Raw genomic sequence first — 26,986 nt, forward strand, 5'->3', positions numbered from 1 at the left:
TGTTGTCGTGTCAGTGGTCGCGATTAATGTTGAGGAGCCCAGATCTTCACCCCAGCGTGGGAGAAGGGCACCTTTTTAGAAATATTCAGACGAATCAGAATCGGGGTAATTGCTTCGATGCAGCGGGCATTAACCGCGGGCCCGGCGTTATAAGCATTCACACCCAGAGTGCTAATCAGCTCCATCACTTTCTCTTTGGCAGCCAGATCATTACCGCATACCAGAATGTCACAGTTGATTGCCTGCTCCAGCTTGTTCAACGTGGCGGCCGATACATTGTGCAGAGCACCGACCACTGGAATATCGTCACCCAGCAGCGCCTGTGCGGCCTCAGTGGCAGAGCCTTCAGCCGGCATATCCACTGCTTTGGGATCACCGTCTGCCAGAGGGACAACAATATCCACCAGAATTTTCTGACTCAGGTCTGCCTTAATCGCCTTAAGCGTGGCATTGTGAGCTGAAAACGGCACCGCCAGAATAACAATTTCGTCTGCTGCAGCGGTTGCTCCCCGGTTATCAGTCCCACTAATTACACCGGATGCTGCTGGCTGTTTCTCATTCAGTTCATGAGCAATCTCTGCGGCCCGTTCACCATCACGAGAGCCAAGAGCAACATCAATACCGGCAGCAGCAAAACGCAGAGCCAACCCTTTCCCTTGCGGGCCTGTTCCACCCAAAATAGCAATTTTCATCTAAATAGATCCTCTTGTTGTGGGCGCACCAAATCACGGGCAGAACTCTCACAGCTCTGCCAGTCAACGCCTTTAAATATCAAAACCGGCTTTTTACCGTTTTTACTCATCAGCAAGCCGGAAGCTGCTGCAATCTCATCCGCCAGCGCGGGAACCGTTACTGAAAGAACCCGGCCATAGGCGTCCTTATCCCCAGCCATATCGACTTTTGCGGGCACATTGGCCAGCCCGACAGCGACATTCACCAGACCCATGCGCCAGGGGCGTCCGAAGGTATCGGTGATAATCACCCCCAATGCTTTACCGGTTGCCTGCTCAATCGCACCACAGATCTCTCTGGCACTCCGGTCAGGGTCATGGGGAAGAATAATGACTTTGCCCGCGTCATCGACATTGGACTCATCGACGGCAGCATTGGCACAGATAAAGCCCAGACGATGCTCCGCAATAATGGTGCCTTCCTGCTGATCGGCACGTTTAGATGTTCTGACTAAACGCTTCGATTCGGATAACACCACCTGCACTTTTCGCGGGTCCTTATTCAGGTCTGCACCCAGTTTCAAGGCTTCATCGGTGGGGGTAACATCCTCCAGAGCAATAATCTGGCCTTCCTGTTTTGAAACAACTTTATGGGCGATAACAATGATGTCGCCATCATCGAGGCGATATTGGTTTTTATCGATGGCCGATAGAATGATGCCGGGCAGATCATCTCCGGGTTTAATATCCGGGATCCCGCTGAGTGCATGAATACTGACCTGATCGTGATTGTTGTTATTCATAATAAAGATTCCTAAGCCGACATTTTTTCAGACCAGACCTCAGCACGGCCTAAATCTTCGGGTCGATCAACATCATAAGAAAGGTTTTCAAGAAACAATCGGGTGCTTTCCAGTCCTTCTGCAAAAGCCGACAACAGATGTATCTGGCAGGAATCAGGCCCGAAACTGAACGGCATAACATTAGGGGGGGTAGTCATAATGGCGTTTGTCCCACCATCGTAAGAGGGACAGACAACAACCGATGGGGTCGCAACACGATGGCTCAGCAGACATTCAATCTCATTAAAATCGATAGCTTCGATATCACCCGGAATAACCAGCTGAGTCTCTACGCCCCGTTTCGCGTTGTATTCTGCCGCCATCGTGACTGCAGCATTGAGTCCGGCCAGTTTCCGCTCCTCAAGCAATACCTCTGCACCATGGCTTTCGGATATCTCCTGAATGCGCTTAGATTCGGTCACCACAAGCAGGTTATGTTGTGGATAATACTGACGAAAAAAACTCAGGTTTCTTTCAAACAGACTAAGGGTTAACTTTTTCCGCTGACTCCGGCTTAACACTGCTGCCAGCCGGCTCTTAGATCGTTCAGGGCTTTTCATCGGAATAACAATAGATAACTTCATAGCCATGTCCTCCGCTACACTGCGATCTGTTGGCCAGAATCGCTGGACATATGGGATGACACTGGCGGTGAAAACCTCTTTTTTGACTTAGCAGCCTGGTAAACATGCACCAGGGTTTCTGCCAGCCTGATCTTGTTTTGCCGGTTAAACATCAGGGTGTCGGTGGCCAACACATGCTCCACGCTAGCGGACAGTTCAGAAACAGCATTGCGATCCTGCTGATCGATCACCAGCGCATCAATCAGGCCGTTATAGACATCGGCAACACCCAACACGTCGCTGCGATAACCGGCTACTTTCATCATATGATCAGCAGGCCCTTTGACGGTTTCACCATTAATCAGAGGAGAGACGGCAACCTTAAATGCAGTAGAACTTAACAGCGCTTCGGTCATACCCGGAATGGACAGAATCGGTTTAATACTGACAATCGGATTACTGGGGGCAATCACTATCAGGTCGGCTTCAGCAATCGCTCTCAGTGACTCAGGCGTAGCTGTCGCTTCGTTGATACCGTCTATTTTGAAATCCAGAATTTCAGGGAGACAGGCATACTTTACGAAGTAATCCTGAAAATCGATCCAACCACTGTGAGTCATCACTTTATTCTGAATACAGCTGTCTGTGGGCAGGATAATCGGCGTTTTCACACCATATGAGCGAGCGATCCTGGCGGCGATCTCACTGGGCCGCACCCCCTGTTTGCGCAGCTCTGTACGAAAGATATGGGTGGCGAAGTCTTTGTCGCCGAGATACATCCAGGTATCAGATCCCAGTTTTTTCAACTGCTCCAGAACCTGGTTAGTCTCGGCTTTTAAACCCCACCCCTTATCCGTATCGATCTCTTCAGCCAGGGTGTAAGTCAGGGTATCAATATCCGGCGAAACCCAGAGACCATGAAACGCCTGATCATCGGCAACATTACCAATCACACTGAACATCTCTGCATGCTGGCTGAAGGCAAAGCCTTCCGCCATTTTGGCACCACCGACACCGCCGCTCAGCAACACAATATTCAAGGGCTTATTCATGACGCTATCCTTACGGCATCAGCCGAGGTCGCAATCAGTTCAACAGTAGAATCTCTGTGAATCAGTGAGCGATTGCCGTTGTCTCGCTCATACTCTTCAACAACGCCATAAAGGGTGTTGCGACGAACAGGATCGCGCCCCGCAGCACTGATCATGCGGATCATATCTTCAGGCACAATTTCCTGTTCGTTCTTACCCCCTGCGGCCCGGGAGATACTTTCGTTCATCAGCGTACCTCCGAGATCATTGGCGCCGGCCTGCAACATCTGTTGAGCATACTCAGGCCCCAGCTTGACCCAGGAGGCCTGGATGTTATCAACCCAGCCATTCAGCATCAGACGGGCAACCGCATGCATTTGCAGATTTTCTTCTGGCGTGGGGCCAGGCCGGACATTGGGAATATTCATGTAGAGCGGGGATTCGTAATGCACAAAGCCCAGCGGCACAAACTCGGTAAAACCACCGGTCTGCTTCTGAATCGCTCTGATCTTGCCGATGTGGGATGCCCAGTGTTCCGGGCCATCGATATGGCCATACATAATCGTGGCGGTGGTAGGTAACCCCAGCTGATGAGCCGTGGTGATAATCTCTACCCACTGCTCGGTGGTCAGCTTATCCCGGGTTAACTGCTGACGAATCTCAACATCCAGAATCTCAGCCGCAGTGCCGGGCATGGAGCCCAGACCATGATCAATAAGATCCTGAATAAACTCAGCCACTGAAACCTTACTTTTCAATGCACCAAACCAGATTTCAAAGGGAGAAAAGGCGTGGATATGCATACCCGGAATACGGTTTTTGATCGCCTTCAGAATCTCTCGGTAATGGCTGCCATCAATATCAGGATGCAAGCCCCCCTGAATACAGACTTCGGTAGCGCCGCGGTTCCAGGCCTCTTCCGCCCGATCTGCAACCTGTTCAAAACTGAGCAACTCGGCAGTCGATTCATCTTTGCGTTTCGCAAAACCGCAGAACTTGCAGCCCATATAGCAGACATTGGTAAAGTTAATATTGCGGGTAATAACAAAACTGGCCTGATTGCCAACCGCCTTCTGACGAATGAAGTCTGCAGTCGAAATAAGCGCATCAAGCTCGGCACCCGTCGTACCGAACAGGGTCACTGCATCAGCCTCTGATAACTCAGCGCCCTCTATCACGGAGGTCAATATAGTGCGGATGCTCACGTCAATACCATCTAACAGAGCGCTCAGACTAGGCTCATCAGCTACGCAATGATTCAAACTTAAAATACTGGGAGCGTTCATATTCCTTTCCTTAACTTAAATTCAATGGCACCTAAGAAAAGACGTGGTGTTCATTTTGTGTGGGCAATGTTGAACTGCCGACACTGAACGAACCGTCCGGGAATAAGACTTCACAATAGACAAAACGATGGCAAAAGGTCCTTGCTCGATGACACATCGACACGAGCGGACTGAGGAAAAAGCTGTCTTACATAGCAGCTGCTGATGACTCAAAATAACTTCAATATTCATCAGTCCCATTTCTCCGTGTTTATTCTTATTCTCGGTATAGGCCTGCATCCACAAACTTTTTACCAAACGGTAAAATAATACTAGACTAATATTTACCATATGGTCAAGAGTTTATTCGAAGATATTTACACCCTATCCGAAATAAAGATAAGTCATTGAAATTAAATAAGTTAAGCTATTAAAATCCGGCCAAAATTTGATTTCATCGGACATTGAAGACAACACTAATGAGTAACCAAACTCAATTTCCAGACAGACAAATTGATAGACAGCAGCAATAATCGGGGACTTAAAAAGGCAGAGTAAAATGAAGAGGGGCTATCTACCAGATATAAAAAAACCAGATAAAACCCGGTTACGGGTATTATCTGGTTCCTGTTTTTCGTTGATACTAATGCAAGAGCTTACTTACTTCATACCAAGCCCTTTGATTACCAGATGTGTTAAAAACTCGGTGGCATTATCAAAATCATCGTCCTGCAGTTTTTCTTTTCCCAGAGAGATGCTTATCTGAGATGAGAAGTCCGCATAGGTTTGGGTAGACGACCATATCATGAAAAAAAGATGGTATGGATCGACATCATCCATTATCCCGTCGGCAATCCACTCTTTAACCAGTTTTACATCTGCATCCAATGCCGGGGTCAGGTGTGATTTGAGATATTCCTTCAGGTAGGGCGCCCCATTAATAATCTCTATCGCGAAAACCTTTGAAGCATTCGGATTACTGCGGGATAACTCAACTTTGCCGCGTATATAATTACGCAACATCTGCTTCGGGTTCTCTCCGAGTTGATCCAGCAAAGCCATCTTCTCGACCCACATATCGAGAATATTTTTCAGAACCTGTTGATAGAGAACCTCTTTAGAAGAAAAGTAATAGATCAGATTTTGCTTAGACATTCCCGCTTTTTCAGCAATCGTTTCAAGCGCAGTTCCGTTAAAACCATTCTGAGAGAAAAGATGCTCTGCCACGCTGAGAATTTTATTCTCATGCCCCTCCCGAATACGGGAGCGGCGACGAGGTTTGTCAATAACGACTTCTTCCGATGAATTCGGCATGATGAATGAATACCCGATATAAAAACCAGTGGCTATTTTACCATGCGGTAATGACCGAATCGACCAGCGATCTCTACACAAAACGTAGAATCAATCAGCGGTCCGCTCAAACATCAGGTCCCAGACACCATGGCCGAGACGTTCACCGCGCTTCTGGAACTTGGTTACCGGGCGCCATTCTGGCTGAGGTGAATACTGACCTTCACCGGCGACGTTGTTATAACCGGGCGCAGCGGACATCACTTCCATCATATGTTCCGCATAGTTTTCCCAGTCGGTGGCCATATGGAATATGCCGCCGACGTTGAGCTTCTTACGGATGGTTTCAGCGAATTCGGGCTGAACAATACGTCGCTTATGATGCTTTTTCTTATGCCAGGGATCGGGAAAGAACAGTTGCAGTGTGCTCAGGCTGCCATCGGGGATACAGTTGGCCAGCACCTCAATTGCATCATGACAGAACACCCGGATATTGGTCAGGCCCTCTTTTTCAGCGTTACTCAGCAGACGGCCAACACCCGGGCGATGTACCTCGATACCGATGTAGTTGTTCTCCGGCTGGGCCTTGGCCATCTCGATCAGCGAGTCACCCATGCCGAAACCGATCTCCAGCACCACCGGAGCTTCGCGACCAAACACCTCAGCCAGGTCCAGCATACCCACACCTGGCTCCAGCCCCATCACTGGCCACTGGGTCTCCATCGCTTTCTGCTGGCCTTCGGTCATCCGTCCGGCGCGCAGCACAAAGCTTTTCACGGTGCGCATGTACTTTTCCCCGGTTGATTGCTCCGGGGTCTGCTGTTCAGTTTTGTTCTCTTCTGACATCGGTCTGGCTTCTCACTTAAAACAAAGCAGCCTGATCAACGGATCAGGCTGCTGAAATCTTTCATCTAATCAGACCGCCTTGCGACGATCTCATCGTTAAATCAATTATTTACCGACAATAGTACCTTCCATCGGCGAGGAAGCGCTGGCATATTTCTTCCGTGGCATCCGTCCAGCAAGGTAAGCTTCACGACCCGCCTCAACCGCTTTGCGCATCGCCGAAGCCATCAGAATCGGGTTACGGGCACCGGCAATGGCAGAGTTCATCAGTACCGCCTCACAGCCCATCTCCATCGCTACCGCCGCTTCTGAAGCGGTACCTACACCGGCATCCACCAGCACTGGTACTTTACAGTCTTCCATAATCACATTGATATTATGCGGATTCAGAATACCCAGACCGGAACCGATCATCGATCCCAGCGGCATAATAGAGACACAACCAATCGCTTCCAGCTCCTTGGCTACAATCGGGTCGTCGCTGGTATAAACCATCACTTTGAAACCATCGCGCACCAGAATATCGGCCGCTTTGATGGTTTGTACCACGTTCGGGTAGAGAGTTTTCTGATCGCCCAGCACTTCCAGTTTTACCAGATCATGACCATCCATCAGTTCGCGGGCCAGCATACAGGTACGCACCGCATCTTCGGCATTAAAGCAGCCCGCAGTATTGGGCAGAATGGTGTATTTGTCCGGGGAGATAACGTCCAGCAGGTTCGGCTCATCCGGGTTCTGGCCGATGTTGGTGCGCCGTACCGCCACCGTAACAATCTCAGCGCCGCTGGCTTCAATCGCCAGGCGAGTCTGTTCCAGATCACGATATTTACCGGTACCAATTAACAGACGGGACTGAAAGCTGCGGCCTGCAATAATCAAAGGATCGTTCAGTTGTTCAGACATTATTCTCTATCCAGTTAAATTCTGTAATATTCGCTCAAACACGCATCAGCGCTGACTATTCAGCCGCCGCCAATCGCATGAACCACTTCCAGTCGGTCGCCTTCCTGCAGCACTGTTTCGGCATGCCGACTGCGGGGGACGATCTCCAGATTCAGTTCCACCGCCACCCGCCGCTCACCCAGTTGCATCGTTTCGATCAGACCGGCGACAGAGGTATTTTCCTGAATCTCCAGAGTGTCACCATTTACCTGTATCAGCATTGAGATTGATCCACTTTTATTCACTTAACTGCCGGAAAGAGACCCGGCCAAGATTTAACCAGCCCGCAAGAAACAGCACGCCACCCACCGGGGTGACCGCACCCAGCCAGTGCTGACCTGTTAGCGCCAGCACATAGAGGCTGCCGCTGAAAAAAACCATACCCGCCATAAACAACACGGCGGTCTGACGTAAACCTCTGTCGGACTGGCGCAGCATCAGTAAGCCGACGCCGAACAGCGCCAGGGTATGAAACATCTGATACTGAATGCCGGTTTGCAGTACCTCGTATAAACGCTCACTTAGCCGCGCTCTGAGCATATGTGACGCAAATGCGCCGAGGGCTACCGTAATAAAGCCACTCAGGGCGGTGCAAAAAATGACAAATCGGGCAGACATAACAGTTTCCGAAACATTTGAGGTGGCTATTCTAACAAAGCTTGGCGGTGGCGATAAGCAATAAAAAAGCCGCGCTCAGCAGAGGGCGGCTTGATAACCGGCATAACCGATACCTGAGTGATCAGGCTTCGAGCATGGCCGTTTTAATCTTCTTCATGGCGTTCTTTTCCAGCTGACGAATCCGCTCTGCGGAGACTTCATAACGAGCAGCCAGTTCATGCAGAGTGGCTTTCTCTTCACCCAGCCAACGCTGTACCAGGATATCGCGACTACGCTCATCCAGTTGCTCCATCGCCTCACCCAGACGCTGATTGGAATCAGCTTCCCAGTTAGAATCTTCCAGCTGACTGGCAGGGTCCTGACTGTGATCTTCGAGGAAGTAAGCCGGAGACTGGTAAGCCCGCTCATCATCGTCACCCACAGGCGCATCAAACGCCATATCGGTGCTGCTCATCCGGCCTTCCATCTCCCGGACAACATGTTCGTCCACGCCCAGATCGGTCGCCATCGCGGTGACTTCAGCGTTGGTCAGCCAACCGAGGTTTTTCTTCTTGCTGCGCAGGTTGAAGAACAGCTTACGCTGAGCTTTGGTGGTCGCCACCTTAACAATACGCCAGTTACGCAGAATAAATTCATGCATCTCCGCCTTAATCCAGTGCACCGCAAAGGACACCAGGCGAACCCCCATGGTAGGGTCAAAGCGCTTAACCGCTTTCATCAGTCCAACGTTGCCTTCCTGAATCAGGTCTGCCTGGGACAGGCCATAACCGGAATAGGACTTAGCCACATGGACGACAAAACGCATATGAGATAATACCAACTGACGCGCCGCTTCAAGATCGTTCTCGAAGTACAGACGTTCTGCCAGTCCGCGTTCCTCTTCTACTGTGAGAACAGGAATCGCAGTCACCTGACGTATATATGCCTCCAGATTCTGACCGGGAGATAATACTTCAATGACTCGCAGGCTTTTGCCCATTTCTCAACCTCATTACTTATTCATTAAAGGGTGTCGATATAAGTTACAGCTATGACACCCTTTTGCCAGATTAGTTCCGACTATATAAACCGCTATTCTTAGCCTCAATGACACTCACAACAGTGTTATTTTCACTGACTGCTTTTACTACCTAAGCTTTTACTACCCAAGTTTAGCGAACCAATAAAGATAACGGCAACATTAGCAGATGGCAAGCACTACTGTTGAGCCACTTTACCTATATTTACATTCACTACAGAGCTATCGTCCGTAAACACTATACGGATAACTACTGTGGCTGGATCTGCCGCAGATGTCGTCCCACCGCCAGCCATGCGCCGCAAAGCCCCAACACTATACTGATCACAAGTAACAGTATTGTTTCAACAAACCCCAGCCCGGCCAGTTCAAACTGACTATCGTAAAGACTGACTAACGCTCCGACAGGGCCGTCCAGAAGCAGCAGACTCAGCTGAATCAGCAACCAGGCAAACACCCCTCCGGCAACGCCAAACCAGATGCCGTCATAGAGAAAGGGACGACGCACATAGGCATCGGTTGCACCCACCAGTTTAGCAATCACGATCTCCTCACGGCGGCTCTCTATCGACAAGCGGATGGTATTGCCAACCACCAGCAACACCGCCATAACAAACAGTGCGGTCAACACCCACACCGCCCGTTCCGCCAATACCACAAACGCCGCCAGCCGCTGTACCCAGGCCATATCAACGATCGCCTCATCGACCTGCGGCAACGCCTGCAGCTTCGCCTGCAACAACGGCACCGAAGCGACGGACAAATCTCGGGGCATCACCATCACCACGGCGGGCAGCGGGTTGCTATCGAGAAAGCTGAACACATCGCCAAACCCGGACATCGCTTTAAACTCCAGCATCCCCTGTTTGGCCGTTATCAGCTCGGTTGCGGCTACATCTTCCCGTAATAGTAATTCACGACTCAGGGTCTCAGCCTCAGCATCCGTCACGCTCAGCTTCAGATACAAGGCAACCCGGGGGTCACCATCCCAGCCGCTACCCAACTGCTGCAGATTTTTCAACCCGGTATAGAGGGAGCCCGGCAACGCCAGGGCGATTGCCAGTACCGCCAGGGTCATAAAGGTTGTCAGTGGTTGTGACAGCAGCGAGTAATAGGACAGCCGGGCGACTTCAACATGGTGACGCAGATAGCTGCGGCCCCGGTCGGCGACGTTTAGCTGATGATGCTCGGCACCCCGGTGAACCTTGGCATCCCGTTTGGTCGTGGGCTCGACCCGGACAGCCCCTTTGCCGCGCTGATTATTTTCCATCACTGACCAACCTGCCCTGGTTAAGCGCGATCACCCGATGGGGCATCCGCGCAATCAATCCCAGATCGTGACTCGCTATCAGCACCGTCGTGCCAACCTGATTAAATTGCTGAAACAACCTCATCACCTCTTCTGACAACTTAGGGTCCAGGTTGCCGGTGGGCTCATCCGCCAGTAATAGTTGCGGCTTATGTACAATCGCCCGTGCAATGCCCACCCGTTGCTGTTCACCGCCGGACAGTACCACCGGGTTCAGCTTCTCTTTACTCAGCAGCCCCACCTTGTCCAGCGCCGCACGCGCCCGACGGGCCGCATCAGCGGGATCAAAGCCACAGATACGCAGGGGCAGTACGATATTGTCAAACACCGAACGGTCAAATAGCAGCTGATGATTCTGGAACACCACACCGACCCGGCGACGATGATAGGGAATCTGGTTGTTACCAAGACGGGCAAGATCCTGATCACCCACCAGTACGCGACCATTAGAGGGACGTTCCATCAGCATCAGCAGTTTCAGCAAAGTACTCTTCCCAGCACCCGAATGGCCGGTCAGAAACGCCATTTCGCCCTGATCAAGGCTGAAATTCACCTGACTCAGGGCGTCATAACCATTGGGGTAACGCTTAGTTACATTGTCGAAACTAATCACCGGCAGCTTACCTTAGAGAGACTTCGAAAAGTTATTAGCGGTTATTCAACCGACCTTCAAGAAAAACGTCTGACATCAGCAATATCAGTCAAACAGGGCGGTGACAAACTCCTTCGCTTTAAAGGGCCGCAGGTCATCCACCTGCTCGCCAACACCGATATAGCGGATCGGCAGATCCAGCTGTTTAGCGATGGCAAAGATAATACCGCCTTTTGCCGTGCCGTCCAGCTTCGTCAGACTGAGACCACTGACACCAACCGCTTCTTTAAACAGCCGCGCCTGACTCATAGCGTTCTGACCGGTACCGGCATCCAGCACCAGCATCACCTCATGGGGAGCATCCGGGTCGAGCTTCTTCATCACCCGAACCACTTTTTCCAGTTCCTGCATAAGGTTGTCTTTGTTCTGCAGACGACCGGCGGTATCGGCGATCAACACATCAATATTCTTGGCCTGCGCCGATTGCAGTGCATCATAGAGCACCGATGCTGAATCAGCCCCGGTATGCTGCGCCACCACCGGCACGTTATTGCGATCACCCCACACCTGCAGCTGTTCAACCGCCGCGGCGCGGAAGGTATCACCGGCGGCGAGCATGACAGACTTGCCTTCGGCCTGATATTTCTTCGCCAGTTTACCGATAGTGGTGGTTTTACCCACGCCGTTGACACCCACCATCAACAATACAAACGGCCCTTTCGCCTGACTGAAGTCGATCGGTTTTTCGACCGTTTCGAGCAGTGACGCCAGCTCAGCCTTCAACGCGGTATACAGCGCATCGGCATCGGCCAGCTGCTTGCGTTTTACCCGCTCGGTGAGTTTGCCGATAATCTCGGTGGTCGCCTCAACCCCCACATCAGCCATCAACAACTGGGTTTCGATCTCTTCCAGCAGTTCATCATCGATCTGCTTGGCCCCCAGAAACAGATCCCCCAGCCCTTCGGTCAGGTTTGCCTTGGTGCGGCTCAGACCCGCTTTGATGCGGCCAAAGAATCCGGTTTTCTGTTCAGGCTCTGGGGTGGTCGCCGGAGACTCATCTGTCACTTCAGACACTGTCAGTTGGGTATTTCCAGCGCCAGCTTCGACGACGACCTCAATTTCGGGCTCCGACTCCGGCTCAACAACAGTGTCAGTGACCTCATTTTCAACCGCTACCGATGCAGACCCCTCGATAGCGCGGTCATCTGCCACCGCTGTAACAGTCTCCGTCTCCTGTTTTTCGACAACAGGCGCGTCAACAACTGCTGCATCAGCCTCTGGCGATTCAGCGGGCGAGGGTTCAGAGACTTCGTCCTGCGTGTCAGCAGACTCCGGGTGGTCTTTCTGAGACTCATCTTTCTCAGAACTAAAAATTGATTTAAGCTTCTTAAACATGCTTGATTACTGTCCGATGTCAGGCGCTGAAGGTGCAAAAAAACAGGGGGATCCCTGTTCCAATTGCGAGTCGTCCTGTATGTTTCATTTAGGCCGCTTATCTTACCATAGTAAAGTCCGGCTGGGGCACTGAAAACAGGCCATAAAATGACCAGGAACAACTGATGTCGGAAGCCAAATCGCCACTATTCAACCGAACCTATCTGAAGGTTATTGCCTGGATCGTCGCCATTGTAATTGTGTTACTGACCGCAGGTCAGAACAGCTCCACTGACTTCATCAGTATAAAGAAGTTGCCAGAGCATCCGCTGTACTACGTTAGTCAGGATAAAGCCCCCTACCTGCAGCTCAGGTTTCTTCTGCGCACTGGTGCTGCAATCAATGGTGACCAGCAACTACTGCAAAAACTGTTATTGCAACAGGTGCAGCAGCAACTGGCAGGCCTGTCCGACCAGCCACTGTTCAGCCGACTCGAAGCCGCGCTAACCTCTGAGGCCTCAGCAGACCACATAACCATCGCCTTAACCCTGCCCGCAAGTCACAGCGAAGAACATGCTGCAATCGGCGAGATCGCAGCGACGCTGCTACAGCAACTCGGCCGTTACCAGCCCGACCGCGACCTGGAAAAGCGCTGGGAACTGCTGGAAGCCGAACAGTATCTCAACCTGAAAGACCCCGAGAGCCGCCTGCTGAATCATTTCACTAACCAGATAAGCGGTCCGGTATCGATCCACCCTCTACAGCGCTTCAGCGACTTTTATCACAACAGCACCCGCCCGGCAGCGATCACCCTGACACTCCAGGGGCCAGACGCAGAGCACTTATCTGAGTCTCTGGCTGAATCACTGAATCCGTTGCTAAGCGCAGCACCCGACAGCACGCTCAGCGCAACTGTAGCGCTGGCACCCGAGCCTCAGCGACTGCCTCCGCAGAACAACCAGACTTACATACTCTGGGGCGTTGCCCTGCCGGGCCGCCAGCAGGAAAACTTCGCCACCGAACTGCTAGCGGTCAGAACACTGCAACAACTGATGCAACAGCAGGGTCTGGCAACGTCACGACTAATCTGGAAATCACTGGACACCCAGGGCTATCTCGCTATGATCCTGCAGGGTTCGCAGATCAACGCCGGGACCGATCTGACACAACTGCTGGATTCACTGCAGGCGCAGCTCAGCGATGAGCTGATCGACAACACCCGCACCGCGCTGCAGACCAGTTTCGATACACAGATGGAGCAGACCGAAAATCAGTTGGGCCTGCTGGATACCATCGCCTTCTATCAACTACCGACCGACTACCTGAACAGCTTTAACGCCAGCCTCAAACAGGCCGACAACCAACAGGTTCGGCAAAAGATCAGCAACCTGCTCAGCAGTTCGGGCCGTTATCAAATAACCCTGCCCGCCTACTGACAGACACCGAGTTCGACATTAAGGAATCAACATGGCCAGACGCCGTCCAGAGCGAAGCTCTCAAAAAATCAGTTCAGGAAATCAGCAGCTGCGCATTATTGGCGGCGAATGGCGTGGCCGTAAGCTGAACTTTCCGGAAGTTGAAGGTCTCAGACCCACCCCCGACCGGGTCAGGGAAACCCTGTTCAACTGGCTGGCACTGTACATCCCCGGCGGACGCTGCCTCGACCTGTTCAGCGGCAGCGGCGCACTCGGCTTCGAAGCCCTCTCCCGCGGCGCTGCGCATGTCACCATGATCGACAACTCCTCAATGGTAATACGTCAGCTACGGCAAAACATTCAGGATCTGAAAACCCAGTCTGCAGAACTGATCACCGGTTCCGCACTCGACTGGCTGGAAAAACGCAGCAGCGACCTCGAAGTTCAGTTCGATGTTGTGTTTATCGACCCGCCCTTCCGCCAAGAACTCGCCGAGCAGTGCTGCCTGCTGCTGGAACAGAAAAGCATGCTCGCAGACAACGCCATGATCTACCTGGAAACCGAAAAAGAGCTAACCAATCCGATGGTGCCGGATAACTGGGAACTGTATCGGGAAAAAACCGCCGGACAGGTGACTTATCGGCTTTATCAAAGAGCAGGAGCGAGTAGCTAGATCGCCGCTACGCGGCTGCTAGTAGTTAGACGGAAACTTCGTTTCCTTGCTAGAAAAAGCACAGAAAAACAGCTGTTGTGGCCATTATTGGGCTATTAGGATAAAGTGAAATTCGATGGGTAATGGGAGTACCCGTATCGTAGTCTGTGATTTTGATTAGCCTATGTAGCTCGGCTAGGCACTTAAGACAGTTCAGGCGGATATTCAGGATGAATACCATTGATCCTATTTCCTCTCTGGGAGCCTTCGCATATTTAGTCACACATTCGCGATACTTATGACTTCTGCGATACACCTTTTAAGATGTGTCTGAATAATAAATTGTTATATTTTTACTAAATGGATAAATACTAAATGTCTGAAGAAAAACGTAAATGTCAGATCGAAGAGTATGGAGTAAGTAAAAAAGGTACTTTTATTAAGTATGCACCTATCCAATACTACGATGAAGCAAATCAATCTTATATCGCAGAAAAGGCAATAGTAGAGCTGGATGATGGGAAAGTTGTGACAGTAGACCCCCAATGTATTAGGTTCTGTATAAATGGAAGTTAAACAACATACAAGTCAATAAACTAGGAGTGAGAATGGTTGGCTAAACTTGAGCGAAGCGAAGCCAACCATTTTTAACTTGGTATTGCAGGAGCTGGCCTCCCGAGTTATTTATGTCGAAAGATGACCTGAAACAACTCTCAGGCTGAACTGTCGTTTGCTGAAGTTGACTGAGAGTAACAGTAATTATCGATACATCTTCAACTCGATGGGTACTTTTAGAATCAATTTAACTCAGAAGAGGCACACCTCTAAAGTCCAATGAAGCATATGAATTTTTGGCGTTATTTTGGTTTATAAAGATCAGCACGTTTGTCTGCCCGCGCCTATAGACTTATTTATTATAAACAATGTAGGAAATTTGATTTTGAAAAAGTGGTTTAGTAGAACTGTATTTTTAATTTACATGGTAGTTGTTACACCGCAAGTTGCAGCTGAAGATAAATATCTAATGGATGGAAATATGCTATATGACCGCTTAAGCAATGCATCGCAAGCAGGAAAGAATCATGGTCTGGGCTATATAGCGGGCATTATAGATTTAGCAAAATTTCAGAAAATTGAATACCTACAATGTATTCCTTCTGGTGTTCGTAATGATCAGATGGGAGATATTGTTAAGAATTTCATTAAGGACTATCCCAAATACCGTCATGAAATAGGGGTAATATCTGTCGTAATGGCGCTAGAAACAGCTTTCCCTTGTAAGCAGTAGATAATCCATATCTATCTACTTTATGTCGAAACCAGACCTTCCATACACTTCATTCAATATGCAATTTCAGGCCTGGCCTTTTTGCTCTTCTCACAAATTCCCGCCCCCATAAAACCCGCTTCAAGCCTCCGCGCTAACGGAGGCTCTGACTAGCCACTAGCAGTCGCGAAGCGACGTTCTAGCAACTAGCCACTAAAGAGCTACCTCGCCGGCACTGCATCATCAACATAATACCGAGCCTTCATCTTCTCGATCTGCTTCAGCGTGGTGCCGTCGTTGGTTTTGAAGGTGAGGTCGAAGCGCTGGCCCGGACGGACGATGCCGGGTTGATGGGCGACGTAGCGGTATATCTTTCCGCCACTGTCCTGGGCCATAAAGCCCATGATCACGCCTTTGAGCGGCAGGTTGCCGGAATAGCGCCAGCGGGTGGTCCAGCTTTTGTCGCTCGCGCGGCGCTGTTGTTCCAGTTTCATGTAGCTTTCCACGGCTTTGACAAACTGGGCATACTGAGCCTGTCGTACCGCTTCCTGTTTCGCTTGTTGGTGACCAACATAGGCGCCCAGCGCGGTGGAGAGAATGGCGGAAACGCCGCCGCCTTCACCGGCAGTGGCGGCATCCTGGTTTTCCCGTTTTTGCCACAGGCTGTTATTGTCTAGCAGGGCTGCTGAATTGGGGTTGATCCGGCCCGGCTGGTAATATTGTTTTACCCGGTCAGCCAGCGCCTTTGTCTCTGCTGCACGCTCGGCATTTACCGGGTGATCGTGGGCAAACAGGCTGCGGGCGTTACCCTCCTGTCTCAGCTGTCGCTGCCAGATGCCGGTGGCGGCATAGGGATCATAGCCTGCCAGTGCCGCGTATAGCACGCCGATACGATCCGCTTCCCGCTCCAGTTCATGGGTGTAAGCTGCCTGATAGCCGTCCTTACGCGCAGCGCTGGAGGCCAGCAGACTAATCTGCTGCGTTGTCTGTCGCTCACCCACATGGTTAGCCACGGTATGGGCGATCTCATGGCCGACAACCGCCGCCACCTCGGCATCATTGAGCTGTTGCATCAGCCCGCGGTGGACGACGATATAAGTGCCTCCGGTGGTGAACGCGTTAAAGGTGTCACGGTCGATCAGTATCGGCTGCCAGCGCTCCTGACTCAGGTGACTGACCTGATGTATACGATCAAAAATCCGCACCAGACGCTGGTACTGTTTACGATCAAGCGCGGCATCAAGCTTCCGGCCCGCTTTCTTCTCCTCAGCCAGTAGCTGTTCAACCGCGGCATTGCCCTGGCGTATCTGGGCACTGCGGTCAGCCGCGCTGAGGGTTCGTTGGCCGGTCACCCGGTCAGTTTCTGTTATCGACTCAGCCACGTCATACAACCCTTTATCAATATTCTGCAGAGTTTGGCAGCCACTCAACAGGGCGACACTGAGCACCATTAGCAGCAGAGCTAAGCGTTGTTTTACTATCATCCGATCACCTTTCATTCGTCCATCTCAACCAATATATTCTATATTATTATTAAAATAATTTTTCTTATAACCACCAAAGATCAATACATTCCATTATTGTATTTGTGATAGCCTAGCAATTCAGCTAATATCGCGCACTTGCGGATTTGCTAATATTCATTCAAGCAGAGTAGACGTGAACTCATAATGAACATTGCAGTATACCCGGGTACATTTGACCCTATAACAAATGGCCACGCCGATCTGGTTGAACGTGCATCCAAGCTGTTCGATAAAGTTGTTGTAGCCATTGCATCCAGCCCCAATAAAGAACCACTACTGCGGCTGGAAGAGCGGGTTAGATTGGTAGAAACGGTAACATCGCATCTGGATAATATCGAAGTGATCGGCTTCGATTGCTTATTGGCCGAGCTGGTTCGTCAGCAGAATGCTAATATCATCCTGCGCGGTCTGCGTGCTGTTTCAGACTTCGAGTATGAGTTTCAGCTTGCCAATATGAACCGCAAGCTAGCGCCGAAGACAGAGAGCATCTTTCTGACGCCGGCGGAGCACCTGTCCTTTATTTCATCGACGCTGATTCGTGAAATCGCGAGTCTGGGCGGTGATGTAGAACAATTTGTGCATCCTTCAGTCAATAAAGTACTGAAAGATCATTTCGGACGCTAATTTTCAAGTAATTACGAGTCAGTGAGGTAGCCACAATGGCATTAATTATCACAGATGAATGCATTAACTGTGACGTATGTGAGCCGGAATGCCCTAACGAGGCGATTGCTCCCGGTGATGAGATCTATGAGATCAACCCTTCAAAATGTACTGAGTGTGTCGGTCACTATGACACGCCGCAGTGTGTTGAAGTGTGTCCGGTAGACTGTATCCCTAAAGATCCGGATCACGTTGAAAACGAAGATCAGCTAATGGAGAAATACCATAAGCTAACCGGTAAGTAAGTACTTACATTGGTTATAAAAGCAGGCTTCGGCCTGCTTTTTTTATGGCTGATATTTCTCGTTCCGGTCTTTACCGTTCAGAGTGTCAGCTGCAGGGTATTCAAACCGTAACGCTGATCGATTAACCGGCCAATCGCCGTGCCGCCCACCGCCAGGTGGTAGGCGTACTGCATATGCAGGCAGCGGACTTTATCCCAGTGGCGAATGCCGCCGATGCCATACTGACTGAACAGCGCGGTAAAACCCAGCTCATCAATACGCTGCCGGTCGCTATCAGCCATCAGCTGCCAGCGCAGATCAACATAGCGTTGCTGGTCGGCCAGATGTGCCGCACGCAGCTCATCGTCGGTTTCCAGTTGCTGCTCTATCCGTTTTACCTCGCCGCCGGTTTCGATCTCTGCAATCGCCTGATAAAGATCTTTGGAACTCAGCCAGTACAGCGTCGGGAAAGGCTGATCATCCACCAGCGAGCGCATCTGCAGTACTGCGGGGATGCCCTGTTCATTCTGCCAGGCTATATCTACCAGTCCGCGGGGTTTACGGCCCAGCTGTTGTTCGATCAGTTCACGTTGGTGTGCAGAGACTGACATTAAAGCTCCTGTTCCTGTTTTCCGTGTTGTTTCTGACCCGCTGCAGAACGATCCAAACGCTCGGCCAGGGTAACCACCTCTTCACCGGCAACCGGCACTCTGGCGGGCATAATCAGGGCGCAGTTATCGAATGGCGCGGCGATCAGCTCCTGATCATCGGTGGCGATCAGTTCGCCCTTGTTATACTGCTCAAAACCTCTGACCGACTCAGCAAAACGAAACTGTTCGCTCTGCGCCGTTAACACCGTGTCGATACGGTAATGGCCCGCACTGCTATCCGGCTGGTAGCCCCATTCAGGCAGTTCAACCGCAGGGTCAAGCATGCCATGCAGCGCGATAAAGCGTAGAGTGACCGCCAGCGCCTGAGCCGTAGTTGCTTTGGCAAAATGCTGACCGCACTCGGCCACCAGAGACACGCCGCCATCGGTGTTCTGTTCATGTTCAGAGATCAGGATACCAGGGTGATAACTGCCCAGATCATACAGCAGATGTGGGAACGGGAACCCCAGCTGATCAGCAAAATCACGATTAGATGAGGTCTGGGGATAGATCAGCATCGGCGCTACGGCAAAGGTGGTGGAGTGCAGGTCCAGCAGGCTATCGGCATTTTCAACAAATGGCAGCAAAGCCACGGCACGCCGTGTTTCAAGGCTATTCGGGCAGGTCAGCCGGGAGGGCAGCCAGATACGATTCATATCCTCATCGAGACAGCGACTGGCAAACGGTCGCTGAGGATCGAAGGTTTTATAGGCATCAACATTAGCAAAGATCAGCGTCAGCGCGCCTTTCAGCGGCCGGATATTGTTTTCCAGCAGCCACAGCAGGGCGTTCGCGCCACAGATCTCATTGCCGTGGGTGAGTGCCTGAATCACCAGTTCTGGCCCTTGCTGGCCTGAATCCAGCCGATGTACATAATCAACCCCGCAGTTACCCTGCTGCCAGGCACTCAGATCCCGGGGCAGTAACTCTATAGGGGCATCAGATTCGGCAATGGAAAACCGGCACGGTGGAACAGACATAGAAATTCAGATACCTGATAATTAAAGATTTAAACGCTGGCGTACTGCTCATCCCGTCCCAGCCAGCGATGAATAATCGCATCACTCAGCTGCGGGTCAGTGGCGATCTGACTGGCGACCTGTTTCACCCGGGTCAGCAGATCAGCATCCCGCTGCAGATCGGCAACTTTAAACGACATCATACCGGTCTGTCGGGTGCCCAGCACCTCACCCGGACCACGCAGCTCCAGATCTTTTTCTGCGATACGAAAACCATCGGTGGTTTCGCGCATCACCGCCAGCCGCTCACGGCCCTGCTGCGACAGCGGCGCATGATACATCAACAGACAGAAACTCTCGACCGATCCCCGGCCCACCCGACCCCGTAGCTGATGCAGCTGGGCCAGGCCCAGGCGTTCCGGGTTTTCAATAATCATCACCGATGCGTTGGGCACATCAACGCCCACCTCAATCACCGTGGTGGCCACCAGCAGATCCAGCTCGGCGGCTTTATAACTGGCCATAATGTCAGCTTTCTCCGCGGGTTTCATCCGGCCGTGGATCAAACCGATACGCAGTTCAGTCAGCGCTTCACGCAGCTCTTCAGCGGTCACCTCGGCGGCCTGACACTGCAGCGCTTCCGATTCCTCGATCAAAGTGCAAACCCAATAGACCTGCCGCCCCTGACCACAGGCATCACGCACCCGCTGCACAACCTCGGGACGCCGCTGATCGGAGATCACCACCGTATTGACCGGCGTACGCCCCGGAGGCAGCTCATCGATGATGGAGCAGTCCAGATCCGCATAGGCACTCATCGTCAGGGTGCGGGGGATCGGCGTAGCGGTCATTATCAACTGATGGGGAGCACGATGATCGGTGCGGCCTTTCTCCCGCAACGCCAGCCGCTGATGCACCCCGAAACGGTGCTGTTCATCGACCACCACCAGTCCAAGATTGGCAAAGTTTACCCCGTCCTGAAACAGCGCATGGGTACCGACGACCACCTGCGCTGAACCATCTCCGATCACATCAAGCTGGGCCTGCCGTTTCTTACCTTTCAGCTTGCCCGCCAGCCAGGCGACTTGCAGCCCTAGCGGCTCCAGCCAGTTGCTGAAGTTGATAAAATGTTGTTCTGCGAGGATCTCAGTCGGCGCCATCACCGCCGCCTGAAAGCCCCCTTCAACCGCTTGCAGCGCCGCCAGGGCCGCGACCACCGTTTTACCGGAACCAACATCACCCTGTACCAGCCGCAACATAGGATAGGGCTGGCTCAGATCCGCAGCGATCTCCTGGCTGACACGCTGTTGCGCACCGGTCAACGGGAAAGGTAGCTGCAGCAAAAACTGATCCCGATAGTGGGTGGTGGTTGCCAGTTGCGGCGCACCTGACTGGCGGGTGCGTTGCCGCAGCTTCAGCAGCGATAGATGATGTGCCAGCAACTCTTCAAATGCCAGTCGCCGCTGGGCCGGGTGATAACCGTCGAGCAACTGTTCCTGATCCGCATCCACAGGGGGACGGTGCAGGTAGTTCACCGCATCATTCAGCGGCGGTAAGCGCCACTGCTGCCGCAGGTTTTCCGGAATCAGTTCTGTCAGGGAGCCGTTCGCCAGATAGGCCAGTGCGCCATCGGTCAGCGCTCGCAGGCGGGCCTGGTTTAGCCCCTCAGTGGTAGGATAGATCGGCGTTAGCGACTCCTCAACCGGAGTAATGACCGTATCATCCACCCGTCGATATTCGGGATGGTAGATCTCCAGACCACTGGCACCGGTGCGTACTTCGCCAAAACAGCGAATCCGTGTACCGGTTTTCAGATTATTTTTCTGCGCGGCGGAGAAATGAAAAAACCGCAGGGTGATCGTGCCAGTGCCATCCTGTAGACGGCAGACAAGACTGCGGCGTCGCCCCATGGCGATATCCGCACCTTTCACCTCCCCCTCAATAACGCCCTCATCACCGGGTCGCAAGCCGCCAATCGGCATGATGCGGGTGCGATCCTGATAGCGCAACGGCAGGTGAAACAGCAGATCCTGCAGGGTGTAGATCTCTAGTTTTTCCAGCTTTAACTGTAACGCGGCCCCAACCCCTTTGAGTTCGGTGACCGGCAGTTGCGCCAGGGCAGGTCCGTTCATATCAGTGTTTGTTATCCGCTACCGGACAGCTATTGAGCGCTTCTATCAGCAGGTCAATCGCCTGAGGTCTGGGGAAACTGGCACGCCAGGCCAGTCCAACGCTACGCACCGGCGCAGGCGCTTTAAACGGTTTGGTCACCACCATATCTGACTGGTAATAGCCCCCGGTGGCTGATTTCGGAATCACGCTGGCACCCAGCCCCGAGGCGACCATCATGCGAATCGTTTCCAGTGAGCTGCCTTCGGTAATGGTATGTCTATCGGATGAATGGCCGGAGATCGCCGGGCAGGCTTCCAGCACCTGATCACGAAAGCAGTGCCCCTCACCCAGCAGTAACAGATCCTGTTCATGCAGGGTCTGACTATCGATCTGCTCTTTTCCTGCCAGCGGATGGTCCTTCGGCAGCAGCATCATGAACGGTTCATCATAGAGCGGCCGGGTAAGGATATCCGGCTCATCGAATGGCAGCGCGACAATAATCGCGTCCAGCTCACCATTGCGAATTTTGGGCCGCAGGTTTTCGGTAAAATTCTCTTCGATGTAGAGTGGCATTTTCGGTGCCCGCTTCTGCAACTCAGGCACCAGCTGCGGAAACAGGTAGGGGCCGATGGTATAGATAGCCCCCACCCGCAGCGGACTGGCCAGCTGATCTTTGCCCTCCTGAGCCAGGTCTTTGATCGACTCTGCCTGCTCCAGCACCGTCTGTGCCTGACGTACAACCTTCTGCCCTACCGGTGTTACCCGAACCGCATGTTTACTGCGTTCGAACAGCGCCGTCCCCAGTTCATCCTCCAGCTTTTTAACCGCGATGCTTAGCGTCGGCTGACTGACAAAACAGCGCTCAGCGGCACGGCCAAAATGTTGTTCCTGGGCCAGGGTAACAATGTAACGTAACTCAGTAAGAGTCATACGAGGCTTTCCTTTGTTATGATACTGACTCAACCTGAAACAGGAAAAGTACTGTGAAGCATATGTCAAACAGGGATCAGATTCTAATCGCCGGTTGCGGTGACGTCGGCAGTCAGCTGGGACTGAACCTGGCCGCCGCAGGGCACCAGGTATTTGGCCTTCGACGTAATATAAACCAGCTGCCCCCTGCGATCCAAGGGATTGCCGCTGATCTGAGTCAGACTGACACGCTTAAGGGTCTGCCGCAACAGCTGGACACCGTTTTCTATGTGGTTGCAGCGGGCTCGCGGGAGGAATCAGTCTACCGCCAGGCCTATTCCGGCGGGCTACAAAATCTGTTACAGGCATTGCAGCAACAGGGCATCCACCCCCGGCAGCTGTTTTTTGTCTCCAGCACAGCGGTCTACCATCAGCAAAATGACGAATGGGTGGACGAGAGCAGCGCCACCGAGCCGGATAATTTCTCCGGCAGAATCATGCTCGACGCAGAACAGATCGCCCTGCAAAGCGGCATTCCGGCCACGGTAGTGCGCTTCAGCGGGATCTACGGCCCCGGACGCAACTACATGCTAAGCCAGGTCAATCGTGGCACCGGCTACCCCGCAGACCCGCCACGCTACAGCAACCGGATCCATCGGGACGACTGCGTCGGGGTGCTGCAGCATCTCTGGCGGCGGTCACAGCAGCAACCACTGGCACCGGTTTATCTCGCCAGCGATGATCAGCCAGCACCGCTGCACGAAGTCGGCGACTGGCTGGCAGCACAGCTGGGGGTTGAGATCACCGAACGTTCAGCACGGCGAACCATCGGCAGTAAGCGCTGCAGTAATGCCCTGCTGAAACAGAGCGGTTATCAGTTCAGGTATCCTGATTATCAGTCCGGATACGCCGAACTGATCAAAGCGTTTCTGCGCTAAGCAGGCAGGTTGCGAAAACTATTCTGATTACTTCTGGTCGATATGTGGATCCCGCAGCTGCGGGTCCAGGTCGTCCGGAGTGTTGCTGTGATGGTAGTACTGATAACGGTTGAAGCGGTATTCCATAAAGCGGAACAGGGCGATGATCAGCGCGCTGATCGCCAGATAGACAAACCCGGCAGCGAGAAACATCTCCAACGGGGTATAGGTGCGGGCAATAATTGTGCGCGCCATGCCGGTCAGATCTAACAGCGTAATCGTGCTGGCCAGGGCGCTGCCTTTGAGCATCAGAATCACCTCATTGCCGTACGCAGGCAGGGCGATGCCAAAAGCTCTCGGCATAATGATGCGGCGGATCTGCACAGACTTACTCATCCCCATCGCTTCCGCGGCTTCAATCTCTCCGGTAGGGATCGCCTGAATCGCACTGCGAAACAGTTCAGCACTGTAAGCCGCAGTATTCAGACTGAAAGCGATAATGGCGCACCAGTAGGGCTGCTTTAGCACTGGCCAGAGCAACGACTCACGCACCGCTTCAAACTGAGACGCACCGTAATACACCAAAAAGATCTGCACCAGCAGCGGCGTACCCCGAAAAAAATAGATATAGGCAAACGGCAGCGCCTTCACCCAGGTGCGGCTCGATGCACGCATCAGCGCCAGCGGCACTGCCAACGCAATACCGATCAGACCGGAGATCAGCACCAGCTCCATGGTCAGCCAGGCGCCTTCCAGCAAGCGGGGAAAATACTTCCAGATGACGTCCCATTCCCAGGTCATGCGCGATTCCCCCGGGCAGCCGGGTTAGCAACCCGTTCCATAAACATGGTAAAGGCCGTGGTCGCAGCGGTCAGCAACAGGTAGATACAGGCGGCCACCATAAAGAAAGTAAACGGCTCTTTGGTCGCGCTGATCGCCACCTGGGACTGACGCATAATATCGTTCAGGCCCACCACGGAGACCAGCGCAGTATCTTTAAGCAGCACCTGAAACAGATTACCCAGGCCAGGAATCGCCAGACGCCAGACCTGCGGTAAAATAATGCGGAAAAAGGTGCGCAGGGTACTCATGCCACAGGCCAGCCCGGACTCCCACTGCCCTTTCGGAATCTCCAGCAACGCCATGCGAAACACTTCGGTGGCGTAGGCGCCAAAGGCGATGGACAGGGCCGCCACACCCGCTACAAATGGCCCGATCTCGATATATTCGGTGTAACCAAACCATCCGGCGATCCACATCAACAGCTGGGAGCCGCCAAAATAGATGGTCAGCACCAGCAGCAGCTCGGGCAACCCTCTGACCAGCGTGGTATATCCGGTTGCCAGCCAGCGGGCAAGAGGATTTTTTGACAGCTTTGCCGCTGCCCCTATCAGGCCAAACACCAGACCGACCAGCAAGCTGGACAGCGCCAGCTGGATGGTCATCCAGGTACCGGATATCAGGAGATGGCCAAAGCCTTGCAGATCCATGAAATTCGCCTAAAAAACGGGCCGGTCAAAGCCCGCCCCGGTTAGCAATGCTGGTTTAACCCGCGATTAATAGATTGAGAACGGGAAGTACTTCTCATTGATCTTAGCGTAAGTACCGTCGGCAACAATCGCTTTGATTGCAGCGCTGAACTTATCTTTCAGCGCATCACCCTTGCGTACTGCTATACCGATCTCGTCGTTGATATCGATATCGGCACCGTTAAACGCAAACCCTTTGCCGTCGTCAGAGCGTAACCAGTCATAGGCCGGAAATTTATCCGACAGCAGCGCATCCAGACGACCGGATGCCAGATCCAGATAAGCGTTATCCTGAGTATCGTAGAGTTTTACCTCAACCACATCGCCCAGATTATCTTCCAGATACTGACCAGCAATCGTAGCCCGCTGCGCGCCGACAGTTTTACCCTTCAGCCCCTCTTTAGTCACTTCAATCGTGCTGCCTTCCGGTGTCACGAACGCCAGTACGTTGGAATAATACTTTTCCGAGAAGTCGACAACCCGCATACGCTCTTCGGTGATCGACATAGAGGCGATAATGGCATCGTATTTACGCGCCCGCAGCCCCGGAATAATGCCGTCCCAATCCTGCGCGACAATCTCGCAGTCAGCCTGCATCTGCGCGCACAGCGCTTTAGCGATCTCGACATCAAAGCCGATCAGCTCACCATTGGAATCCACCATATTAAACGGCGCGTAAGCCCCCTCAGTGGCGATTCGAATCTTATCACCGGCAGTGGCCATCTGCGCAGCCATCAGGCCCGTGGCAACAAGGGCAGCGGTGGCAAACAATTTGCGTATATTCATCATTTTTCCCTTTAAATGGTTCTTATTAAATGGTTCTTTGATTCATCAATAACATACTGCTTTTAAAACGGGTCATCGGTCAAACGCTTAGCTGTGGCTGGCCATAAACTCCTGCACGCGCTTGGATTTCGGATGATTGAACACCTGATCAGGCGGGCCCATCTCTTCAATCTGCCCCTGATGCAGGAATATCACCTGACTGGATACATCTTTGGCGAAGCGCATCTCATGGGTGACGATCAGCATGGTGCGCCCCTCTTCAGCCAGCTCTTTCATCACCGCCAGCACTTCGTTGACCAGTTCAGGATCAAGTGCCGAGGTCGGCTCATCAAACAACAGCACCTGCGGGTCCATCGCCAACGTCCGGGCAATGGCGACGCGCTGTTTCTGCCCGCCGGAAAGGTTATCCGGGTAAGCATTGCGTTTATCCGCCAGACCGACCTTTTCCAGCAGCTGCTCGGCCCGGGCAATCGCCTCAGCTTTGGGCTGTTTCAGCACCTGAGTCGGCGCTTCGATAATATTTTCCAGGATGGTTTTGTGTGGCCAGAGATTGAAATTCTGAAAGACAAAGCCGATGCGGGCACGCATCTGTTCCAGCTGTTTACGGTTTACCGCGACCAGATTACCATCTTTACCGGGTTTCAGATCAAGGCTTTCATCACCCACCGTGATCTCCCCCCGGCTGGGGTTTTCCAGCAGATTAATACAGCGAAGCAGGGTACTTTTACCGGAACCACTGGAGCCGAGAATCGAGATCACATCACCATCATAGGCGGTCAGCGAGACCCCTTTCAGGACCGCGAGATCACCGTAGGACTTATGAATATCGTTCAGCACCAGGGCTGTTGGGGCATTCGCCATGATCAGGCTTCCGTCTGGTATGTATTGTGCCGCTGGTAGCGGGTAATAACGCGAAGGATAGCACTCATCTCGTTATCAGATACTAAGAATAAGTTAAGCAGGATCCTCTGCCGCTATCACACATGTTTCCTATCAGAAACATAATAGAATCA

At 52.4% G+C, this 26,986-nt stretch carries 30 protein-coding genes; 7 read left to right on the forward strand and 23 right to left on the reverse strand.

Annotated features, from left to right (window positions below):
- Nucleotides 1–23 precede the first annotated feature (23 nt).
- The 14 genes from npdG to ftsY all read right to left on the reverse strand — a co-directional run bounded on the left by npdG (nucleotide 24) and on the right by ftsY (nucleotide 12,385).
- On the reverse strand, nucleotides 24–692 hold the full coding sequence (npdG, locus tag Q0499_RS18800; protein WP_299202765.1) for an NADPH-dependent F420 reductase: 669 nt from the start codon (nucleotides 690–692) through the stop codon (nucleotides 24–26).
- Nucleotides 689–1,474, reverse strand: coding sequence for a coenzyme F420-0:L-glutamate ligase (cofE, locus tag Q0499_RS18805; protein ID WP_299202768.1), 786 nt, complete (start codon nucleotides 1,472–1,474; stop codon nucleotides 689–691). The genes npdG and cofE overlap by 4 nt, the downstream gene beginning before the upstream one ends.
- An 11-nt stretch (nucleotides 1,475–1,485) precedes the next feature.
- Nucleotides 1,486–2,097, reverse strand: a complete 612-nt coding sequence (gene cofC / locus Q0499_RS18810; protein WP_299202771.1) for a 2-phospho-L-lactate guanylyltransferase — start codon at nucleotides 2,095–2,097, stop codon at nucleotides 1,486–1,488.
- 14 nt (nucleotides 2,098–2,111) lie between these two features.
- Entirely contained in the window at nucleotides 2,112–3,128 is a 1,017-nt protein-coding gene (gene cofD, locus Q0499_RS18815; RefSeq protein WP_299202774.1) for a 2-phospho-L-lactate transferase, read from the reverse strand.
- Nucleotides 3,125–4,393, reverse strand: coding sequence for a 5-amino-6-(D-ribitylamino)uracil--L-tyrosine 4-hydroxyphenyl transferase CofH (gene cofH, locus Q0499_RS18820; protein WP_299202777.1), 1,269 nt, complete (start codon nucleotides 4,391–4,393; stop codon nucleotides 3,125–3,127). Before cofH ends, cofD begins: the two co-directional genes overlap by 4 nt.
- 639 nt (nucleotides 4,394–5,032) lie before the next feature.
- On the reverse strand, nucleotides 5,033–5,686 hold the full coding sequence (locus tag Q0499_RS18825; protein ID WP_299202782.1) for a TetR family transcriptional regulator C-terminal domain-containing protein: 654 nt from the start codon (nucleotides 5,684–5,686) through the stop codon (nucleotides 5,033–5,035).
- 90 nt (nucleotides 5,687–5,776) lie between these two features.
- Nucleotides 5,777–6,511, reverse strand: coding sequence for a tRNA (guanosine(46)-N7)-methyltransferase TrmB (gene trmB / locus Q0499_RS18830; RefSeq protein ID WP_299202785.1), 735 nt, complete (start codon nucleotides 6,509–6,511; stop codon nucleotides 5,777–5,779).
- A gap of 105 nt (nucleotides 6,512–6,616) precedes the next feature.
- A complete protein-coding gene (locus tag Q0499_RS18835; protein ID WP_299202788.1) occupies nucleotides 6,617–7,414 on the reverse strand; it encodes a thiazole synthase in 798 nt (265 codons plus the stop codon).
- Nucleotides 7,415–7,473: 59 nt separating this feature from the next.
- Nucleotides 7,474–7,674 (reverse strand): sulfur carrier protein ThiS, encoded by a 201-nt coding sequence (thiS, locus tag Q0499_RS18840; RefSeq protein ID WP_299202791.1) that lies wholly within the window; start codon nucleotides 7,672–7,674, stop codon nucleotides 7,474–7,476.
- Nucleotides 7,675–7,690: 16 nt separating this feature from the next.
- Nucleotides 7,691–8,071 carry a DUF423 domain-containing protein gene (locus Q0499_RS18845; RefSeq protein ID WP_299202794.1) on the reverse strand — a complete coding sequence of 127 codons (381 nt, stop codon included), beginning with the start codon at nucleotides 8,069–8,071 and terminating at the stop codon, nucleotides 7,691–7,693.
- Between the two features lie 121 nt (nucleotides 8,072–8,192).
- Nucleotides 8,193–9,050, reverse strand: a complete 858-nt coding sequence (gene rpoH / locus Q0499_RS18850) for an RNA polymerase sigma factor RpoH (RefSeq protein ID WP_299202797.1) — start codon at nucleotides 9,048–9,050, stop codon at nucleotides 8,193–8,195.
- Nucleotides 9,051–9,339: 289 nt separating this feature from the next.
- Complete coding sequence (ftsX, locus tag Q0499_RS18855; RefSeq protein ID WP_299202800.1) at nucleotides 9,340–10,359, reverse strand: permease-like cell division protein FtsX; 1,020 nt, start codon at nucleotides 10,357–10,359, stop codon at nucleotides 9,340–9,342.
- Nucleotides 10,349–11,011, reverse strand: a complete 663-nt coding sequence (gene ftsE, locus Q0499_RS18860; protein ID WP_299202803.1) for a cell division ATP-binding protein FtsE — start codon at nucleotides 11,009–11,011, stop codon at nucleotides 10,349–10,351. The genes ftsX and ftsE overlap by 11 nt, the downstream gene beginning before the upstream one ends.
- Before the next feature lie 84 nt (nucleotides 11,012–11,095).
- On the reverse strand, nucleotides 11,096–12,385 hold the full coding sequence (gene ftsY / locus Q0499_RS18865; RefSeq protein WP_299202806.1) for a signal recognition particle-docking protein FtsY: 1,290 nt from the start codon (nucleotides 12,383–12,385) through the stop codon (nucleotides 11,096–11,098).
- 164 nt (nucleotides 12,386–12,549) lie between these two features.
- On the opposite strand from ftsY, the gene Q0499_RS18870 reads away from it, so the two are divergent.
- The 4 genes from Q0499_RS18870 (at nucleotide 12,550) to Q0499_RS18885 (ending at nucleotide 15,719) form a co-directional block, all read left to right on the forward strand.
- Entirely contained in the window at nucleotides 12,550–13,800 is a 1,251-nt protein-coding gene (locus tag Q0499_RS18870; RefSeq protein WP_299202809.1) for a hypothetical protein, read from the forward strand.
- Between the two features lie 31 nt (nucleotides 13,801–13,831).
- Complete coding sequence (gene rsmD / locus Q0499_RS18875; RefSeq protein ID WP_299202812.1) at nucleotides 13,832–14,452, forward strand: 16S rRNA (guanine(966)-N(2))-methyltransferase RsmD; 621 nt, start codon at nucleotides 13,832–13,834, stop codon at nucleotides 14,450–14,452.
- A 354-nt stretch (nucleotides 14,453–14,806) separates the two neighbouring features.
- Nucleotides 14,807–15,007, forward strand: a complete 201-nt coding sequence (locus Q0499_RS18880; protein WP_299202815.1) for a hypothetical protein — start codon at nucleotides 14,807–14,809, stop codon at nucleotides 15,005–15,007.
- Between the two features lie 364 nt (nucleotides 15,008–15,371).
- Complete coding sequence (locus Q0499_RS18885; RefSeq protein ID WP_299202818.1) at nucleotides 15,372–15,719, forward strand: Rap1a/Tai family immunity protein; 348 nt, start codon at nucleotides 15,372–15,374, stop codon at nucleotides 15,717–15,719.
- A gap of 200 nt (nucleotides 15,720–15,919) precedes the next feature.
- Here Q0499_RS18885 and Q0499_RS18890 read toward each other — a convergent pair whose 3' ends face one another.
- Nucleotides 15,920–17,182 (reverse strand): M48 family metallopeptidase, encoded by a 1,263-nt coding sequence (locus Q0499_RS18890; RefSeq protein ID WP_299202821.1) that lies wholly within the window; start codon nucleotides 17,180–17,182, stop codon nucleotides 15,920–15,922.
- Nucleotides 17,183–17,368: 186 nt separating this feature from the next.
- On the opposite strand from Q0499_RS18890, the gene coaD reads away from it, so the two are divergent.
- Both coaD and Q0499_RS18900 read left to right on the forward strand, forming a co-directional pair.
- Nucleotides 17,369–17,848, forward strand: a complete 480-nt coding sequence (gene coaD / locus Q0499_RS18895) for a pantetheine-phosphate adenylyltransferase (RefSeq protein ID WP_299202824.1) — start codon at nucleotides 17,369–17,371, stop codon at nucleotides 17,846–17,848.
- 35 nt (nucleotides 17,849–17,883) lie between these two features.
- Nucleotides 17,884–18,132 carry a YfhL family 4Fe-4S dicluster ferredoxin gene (locus Q0499_RS18900; RefSeq protein ID WP_299202828.1) on the forward strand — a complete coding sequence of 83 codons (249 nt, stop codon included), beginning with the start codon at nucleotides 17,884–17,886 and terminating at the stop codon, nucleotides 18,130–18,132.
- Nucleotides 18,133–18,209: 77 nt separating this feature from the next.
- Here Q0499_RS18900 and Q0499_RS18905 read toward each other — a convergent pair whose 3' ends face one another.
- From Q0499_RS18905 to Q0499_RS18920, 4 genes are read right to left on the reverse strand one after another with little or no spacing between them, the layout of a single operon-like run.
- Nucleotides 18,210–18,722 carry a DUF501 domain-containing protein gene (locus tag Q0499_RS18905; protein ID WP_299202831.1) on the reverse strand — a complete coding sequence of 171 codons (513 nt, stop codon included), beginning with the start codon at nucleotides 18,720–18,722 and terminating at the stop codon, nucleotides 18,210–18,212.
- Nucleotides 18,722–19,741 carry a succinylglutamate desuccinylase/aspartoacylase family protein gene (locus tag Q0499_RS18910; protein ID WP_299202834.1) on the reverse strand — a complete coding sequence of 340 codons (1,020 nt, stop codon included), beginning with the start codon at nucleotides 19,739–19,741 and terminating at the stop codon, nucleotides 18,722–18,724. Before Q0499_RS18910 ends, Q0499_RS18905 begins: the two co-directional genes overlap by 1 nt.
- Before the next feature lie 29 nt (nucleotides 19,742–19,770).
- Complete coding sequence (gene recG, locus Q0499_RS18915; RefSeq protein WP_299202837.1) at nucleotides 19,771–21,852, reverse strand: ATP-dependent DNA helicase RecG; 2,082 nt, start codon at nucleotides 21,850–21,852, stop codon at nucleotides 19,771–19,773.
- Between the two features lies 1 nt (nucleotide 21,853).
- The gene (locus tag Q0499_RS18920) at nucleotides 21,854–22,762 is read right to left on the reverse strand and encodes a hydrogen peroxide-inducible genes activator (protein ID WP_299202840.1); all 909 of its coding nucleotides are present in this window, start codon (nucleotides 22,760–22,762) and stop codon (nucleotides 21,854–21,856) included.
- 62 nt (nucleotides 22,763–22,824) lie between these two features.
- Between Q0499_RS18920 and Q0499_RS18925 the strand changes: the two genes are divergently transcribed.
- Nucleotides 22,825–23,679 (forward strand): SDR family oxidoreductase, encoded by an 855-nt coding sequence (locus Q0499_RS18925; protein WP_299202918.1) that lies wholly within the window; start codon nucleotides 22,825–22,827, stop codon nucleotides 23,677–23,679.
- Nucleotides 23,680–23,706: 27 nt separating this feature from the next.
- Here Q0499_RS18925 and Q0499_RS18930 read toward each other — a convergent pair whose 3' ends face one another.
- The 4 genes from Q0499_RS18930 to Q0499_RS18945 all read right to left on the reverse strand — a co-directional run bounded on the left by Q0499_RS18930 (nucleotide 23,707) and on the right by Q0499_RS18945 (nucleotide 26,834).
- Nucleotides 23,707–24,459 (reverse strand): ABC transporter permease, encoded by a 753-nt coding sequence (locus Q0499_RS18930; RefSeq protein WP_299202843.1) that lies wholly within the window; start codon nucleotides 24,457–24,459, stop codon nucleotides 23,707–23,709.
- Complete coding sequence (locus tag Q0499_RS18935; protein ID WP_299202847.1) at nucleotides 24,456–25,148, reverse strand: ABC transporter permease; 693 nt, start codon at nucleotides 25,146–25,148, stop codon at nucleotides 24,456–24,458. The genes Q0499_RS18930 and Q0499_RS18935 overlap by 4 nt, the downstream gene beginning before the upstream one ends.
- Before the next feature lie 66 nt (nucleotides 25,149–25,214).
- Nucleotides 25,215–25,973, reverse strand: coding sequence for an ABC transporter substrate-binding protein (locus tag Q0499_RS18940; protein ID WP_299202849.1), 759 nt, complete (start codon nucleotides 25,971–25,973; stop codon nucleotides 25,215–25,217).
- Between the two features lie 87 nt (nucleotides 25,974–26,060).
- A complete protein-coding gene (locus Q0499_RS18945; protein ID WP_299202853.1) occupies nucleotides 26,061–26,834 on the reverse strand; it encodes an ATP-binding cassette domain-containing protein in 774 nt (257 codons plus the stop codon).
- Between the last annotated feature and the right edge of the window lie 152 nt (nucleotides 26,835–26,986).

Origin of the sequence: uncultured Amphritea sp., assembly GCF_937127095.1 — a bacterium.
In the GTDB taxonomy this organism is placed as follows: domain Bacteria; phylum Pseudomonadota; class Gammaproteobacteria; order Pseudomonadales; family Balneatricaceae; genus Amphritea.

Coding starts and splice junctions, on each gene's coding strand:
- npdG (WP_299202765.1), bottom strand. CDS start 692: ATGAAAATTGCTATTTTGGGTGGAACAGGCCCGCAAGGGAAAGGGTTG.
- cofE (WP_299202768.1), bottom strand. CDS start 1,474: ATGAATAACAACAATCACGATCAGGTCAGTATTCATGCACTCAGCGGG.
- cofC (WP_299202771.1), bottom strand. CDS start 2,097: ATGAAGTTATCTATTGTTATTCCGATGAAAAGCCCTGAACGATCTAAG.
- cofD (WP_299202774.1), bottom strand. CDS start 3,128: ATGAATAAGCCCTTGAATATTGTGTTGCTGAGCGGCGGTGTCGGTGGT.
- cofH (WP_299202777.1), bottom strand. CDS start 4,393: ATGAACGCTCCCAGTATTTTAAGTTTGAATCATTGCGTAGCTGATGAG.
- Q0499_RS18825 (WP_299202782.1), bottom strand. CDS start 5,686: ATGCCGAATTCATCGGAAGAAGTCGTTATTGACAAACCTCGTCGCCGC.
- trmB (WP_299202785.1), bottom strand. CDS start 6,511: ATGTCAGAAGAGAACAAAACTGAACAGCAGACCCCGGAGCAATCAACC.
- Q0499_RS18835 (WP_299202788.1), bottom strand. CDS start 7,414: ATGTCTGAACAACTGAACGATCCTTTGATTATTGCAGGCCGCAGCTTT.
- thiS (WP_299202791.1), bottom strand. CDS start 7,674: ATGCTGATACAGGTAAATGGTGACACTCTGGAGATTCAGGAAAATACC.
- Q0499_RS18845 (WP_299202794.1), bottom strand. CDS start 8,071: ATGTCTGCCCGATTTGTCATTTTTTGCACCGCCCTGAGTGGCTTTATT.
- rpoH (WP_299202797.1), bottom strand. CDS start 9,050: ATGGGCAAAAGCCTGCGAGTCATTGAAGTATTATCTCCCGGTCAGAAT.
- ftsX (WP_299202800.1), bottom strand. CDS start 10,359: ATGGAAAATAATCAGCGCGGCAAAGGGGCTGTCCGGGTCGAGCCCACG.
- ftsY (WP_299202806.1), bottom strand. CDS start 12,385: ATGTTTAAGAAGCTTAAATCAATTTTTAGTTCTGAGAAAGATGAGTCT.
- Q0499_RS18870 (WP_299202809.1), top strand. CDS start 12,550: ATGTCGGAAGCCAAATCGCCACTATTCAACCGAACCTATCTGAAGGTT.
- rsmD (WP_299202812.1), top strand. CDS start 13,832: ATGGCCAGACGCCGTCCAGAGCGAAGCTCTCAAAAAATCAGTTCAGGA.
- Q0499_RS18880 (WP_299202815.1), top strand. CDS start 14,807: ATGTCTGAAGAAAAACGTAAATGTCAGATCGAAGAGTATGGAGTAAGT.
- Q0499_RS18890 (WP_299202821.1), bottom strand. CDS start 17,182: ATGATAGTAAAACAACGCTTAGCTCTGCTGCTAATGGTGCTCAGTGTC.
- coaD (WP_299202824.1), top strand. CDS start 17,369: ATGAACATTGCAGTATACCCGGGTACATTTGACCCTATAACAAATGGC.
- Q0499_RS18900 (WP_299202828.1), top strand. CDS start 17,884: ATGGCATTAATTATCACAGATGAATGCATTAACTGTGACGTATGTGAG.
- Q0499_RS18905 (WP_299202831.1), bottom strand. CDS start 18,722: ATGTCAGTCTCTGCACACCAACGTGAACTGATCGAACAACAGCTGGGC.
- Q0499_RS18910 (WP_299202834.1), bottom strand. CDS start 19,741: ATGTCTGTTCCACCGTGCCGGTTTTCCATTGCCGAATCTGATGCCCCT.
- recG (WP_299202837.1), bottom strand. CDS start 21,852: ATGAACGGACCTGCCCTGGCGCAACTGCCGGTCACCGAACTCAAAGGG.
- Q0499_RS18920 (WP_299202840.1), bottom strand. CDS start 22,762: ATGACTCTTACTGAGTTACGTTACATTGTTACCCTGGCCCAGGAACAA.
- Q0499_RS18925 (WP_299202918.1), top strand. CDS start 22,825: ATGTCAAACAGGGATCAGATTCTAATCGCCGGTTGCGGTGACGTCGGC.
- Q0499_RS18930 (WP_299202843.1), bottom strand. CDS start 24,459: ATGACCTGGGAATGGGACGTCATCTGGAAGTATTTTCCCCGCTTGCTG.
- Q0499_RS18935 (WP_299202847.1), bottom strand. CDS start 25,148: ATGGATCTGCAAGGCTTTGGCCATCTCCTGATATCCGGTACCTGGATG.
- Q0499_RS18940 (WP_299202849.1), bottom strand. CDS start 25,973: ATGAATATACGCAAATTGTTTGCCACCGCTGCCCTTGTTGCCACGGGC.
- Q0499_RS18945 (WP_299202853.1), bottom strand. CDS start 26,834: ATGGCGAATGCCCCAACAGCCCTGGTGCTGAACGATATTCATAAGTCC.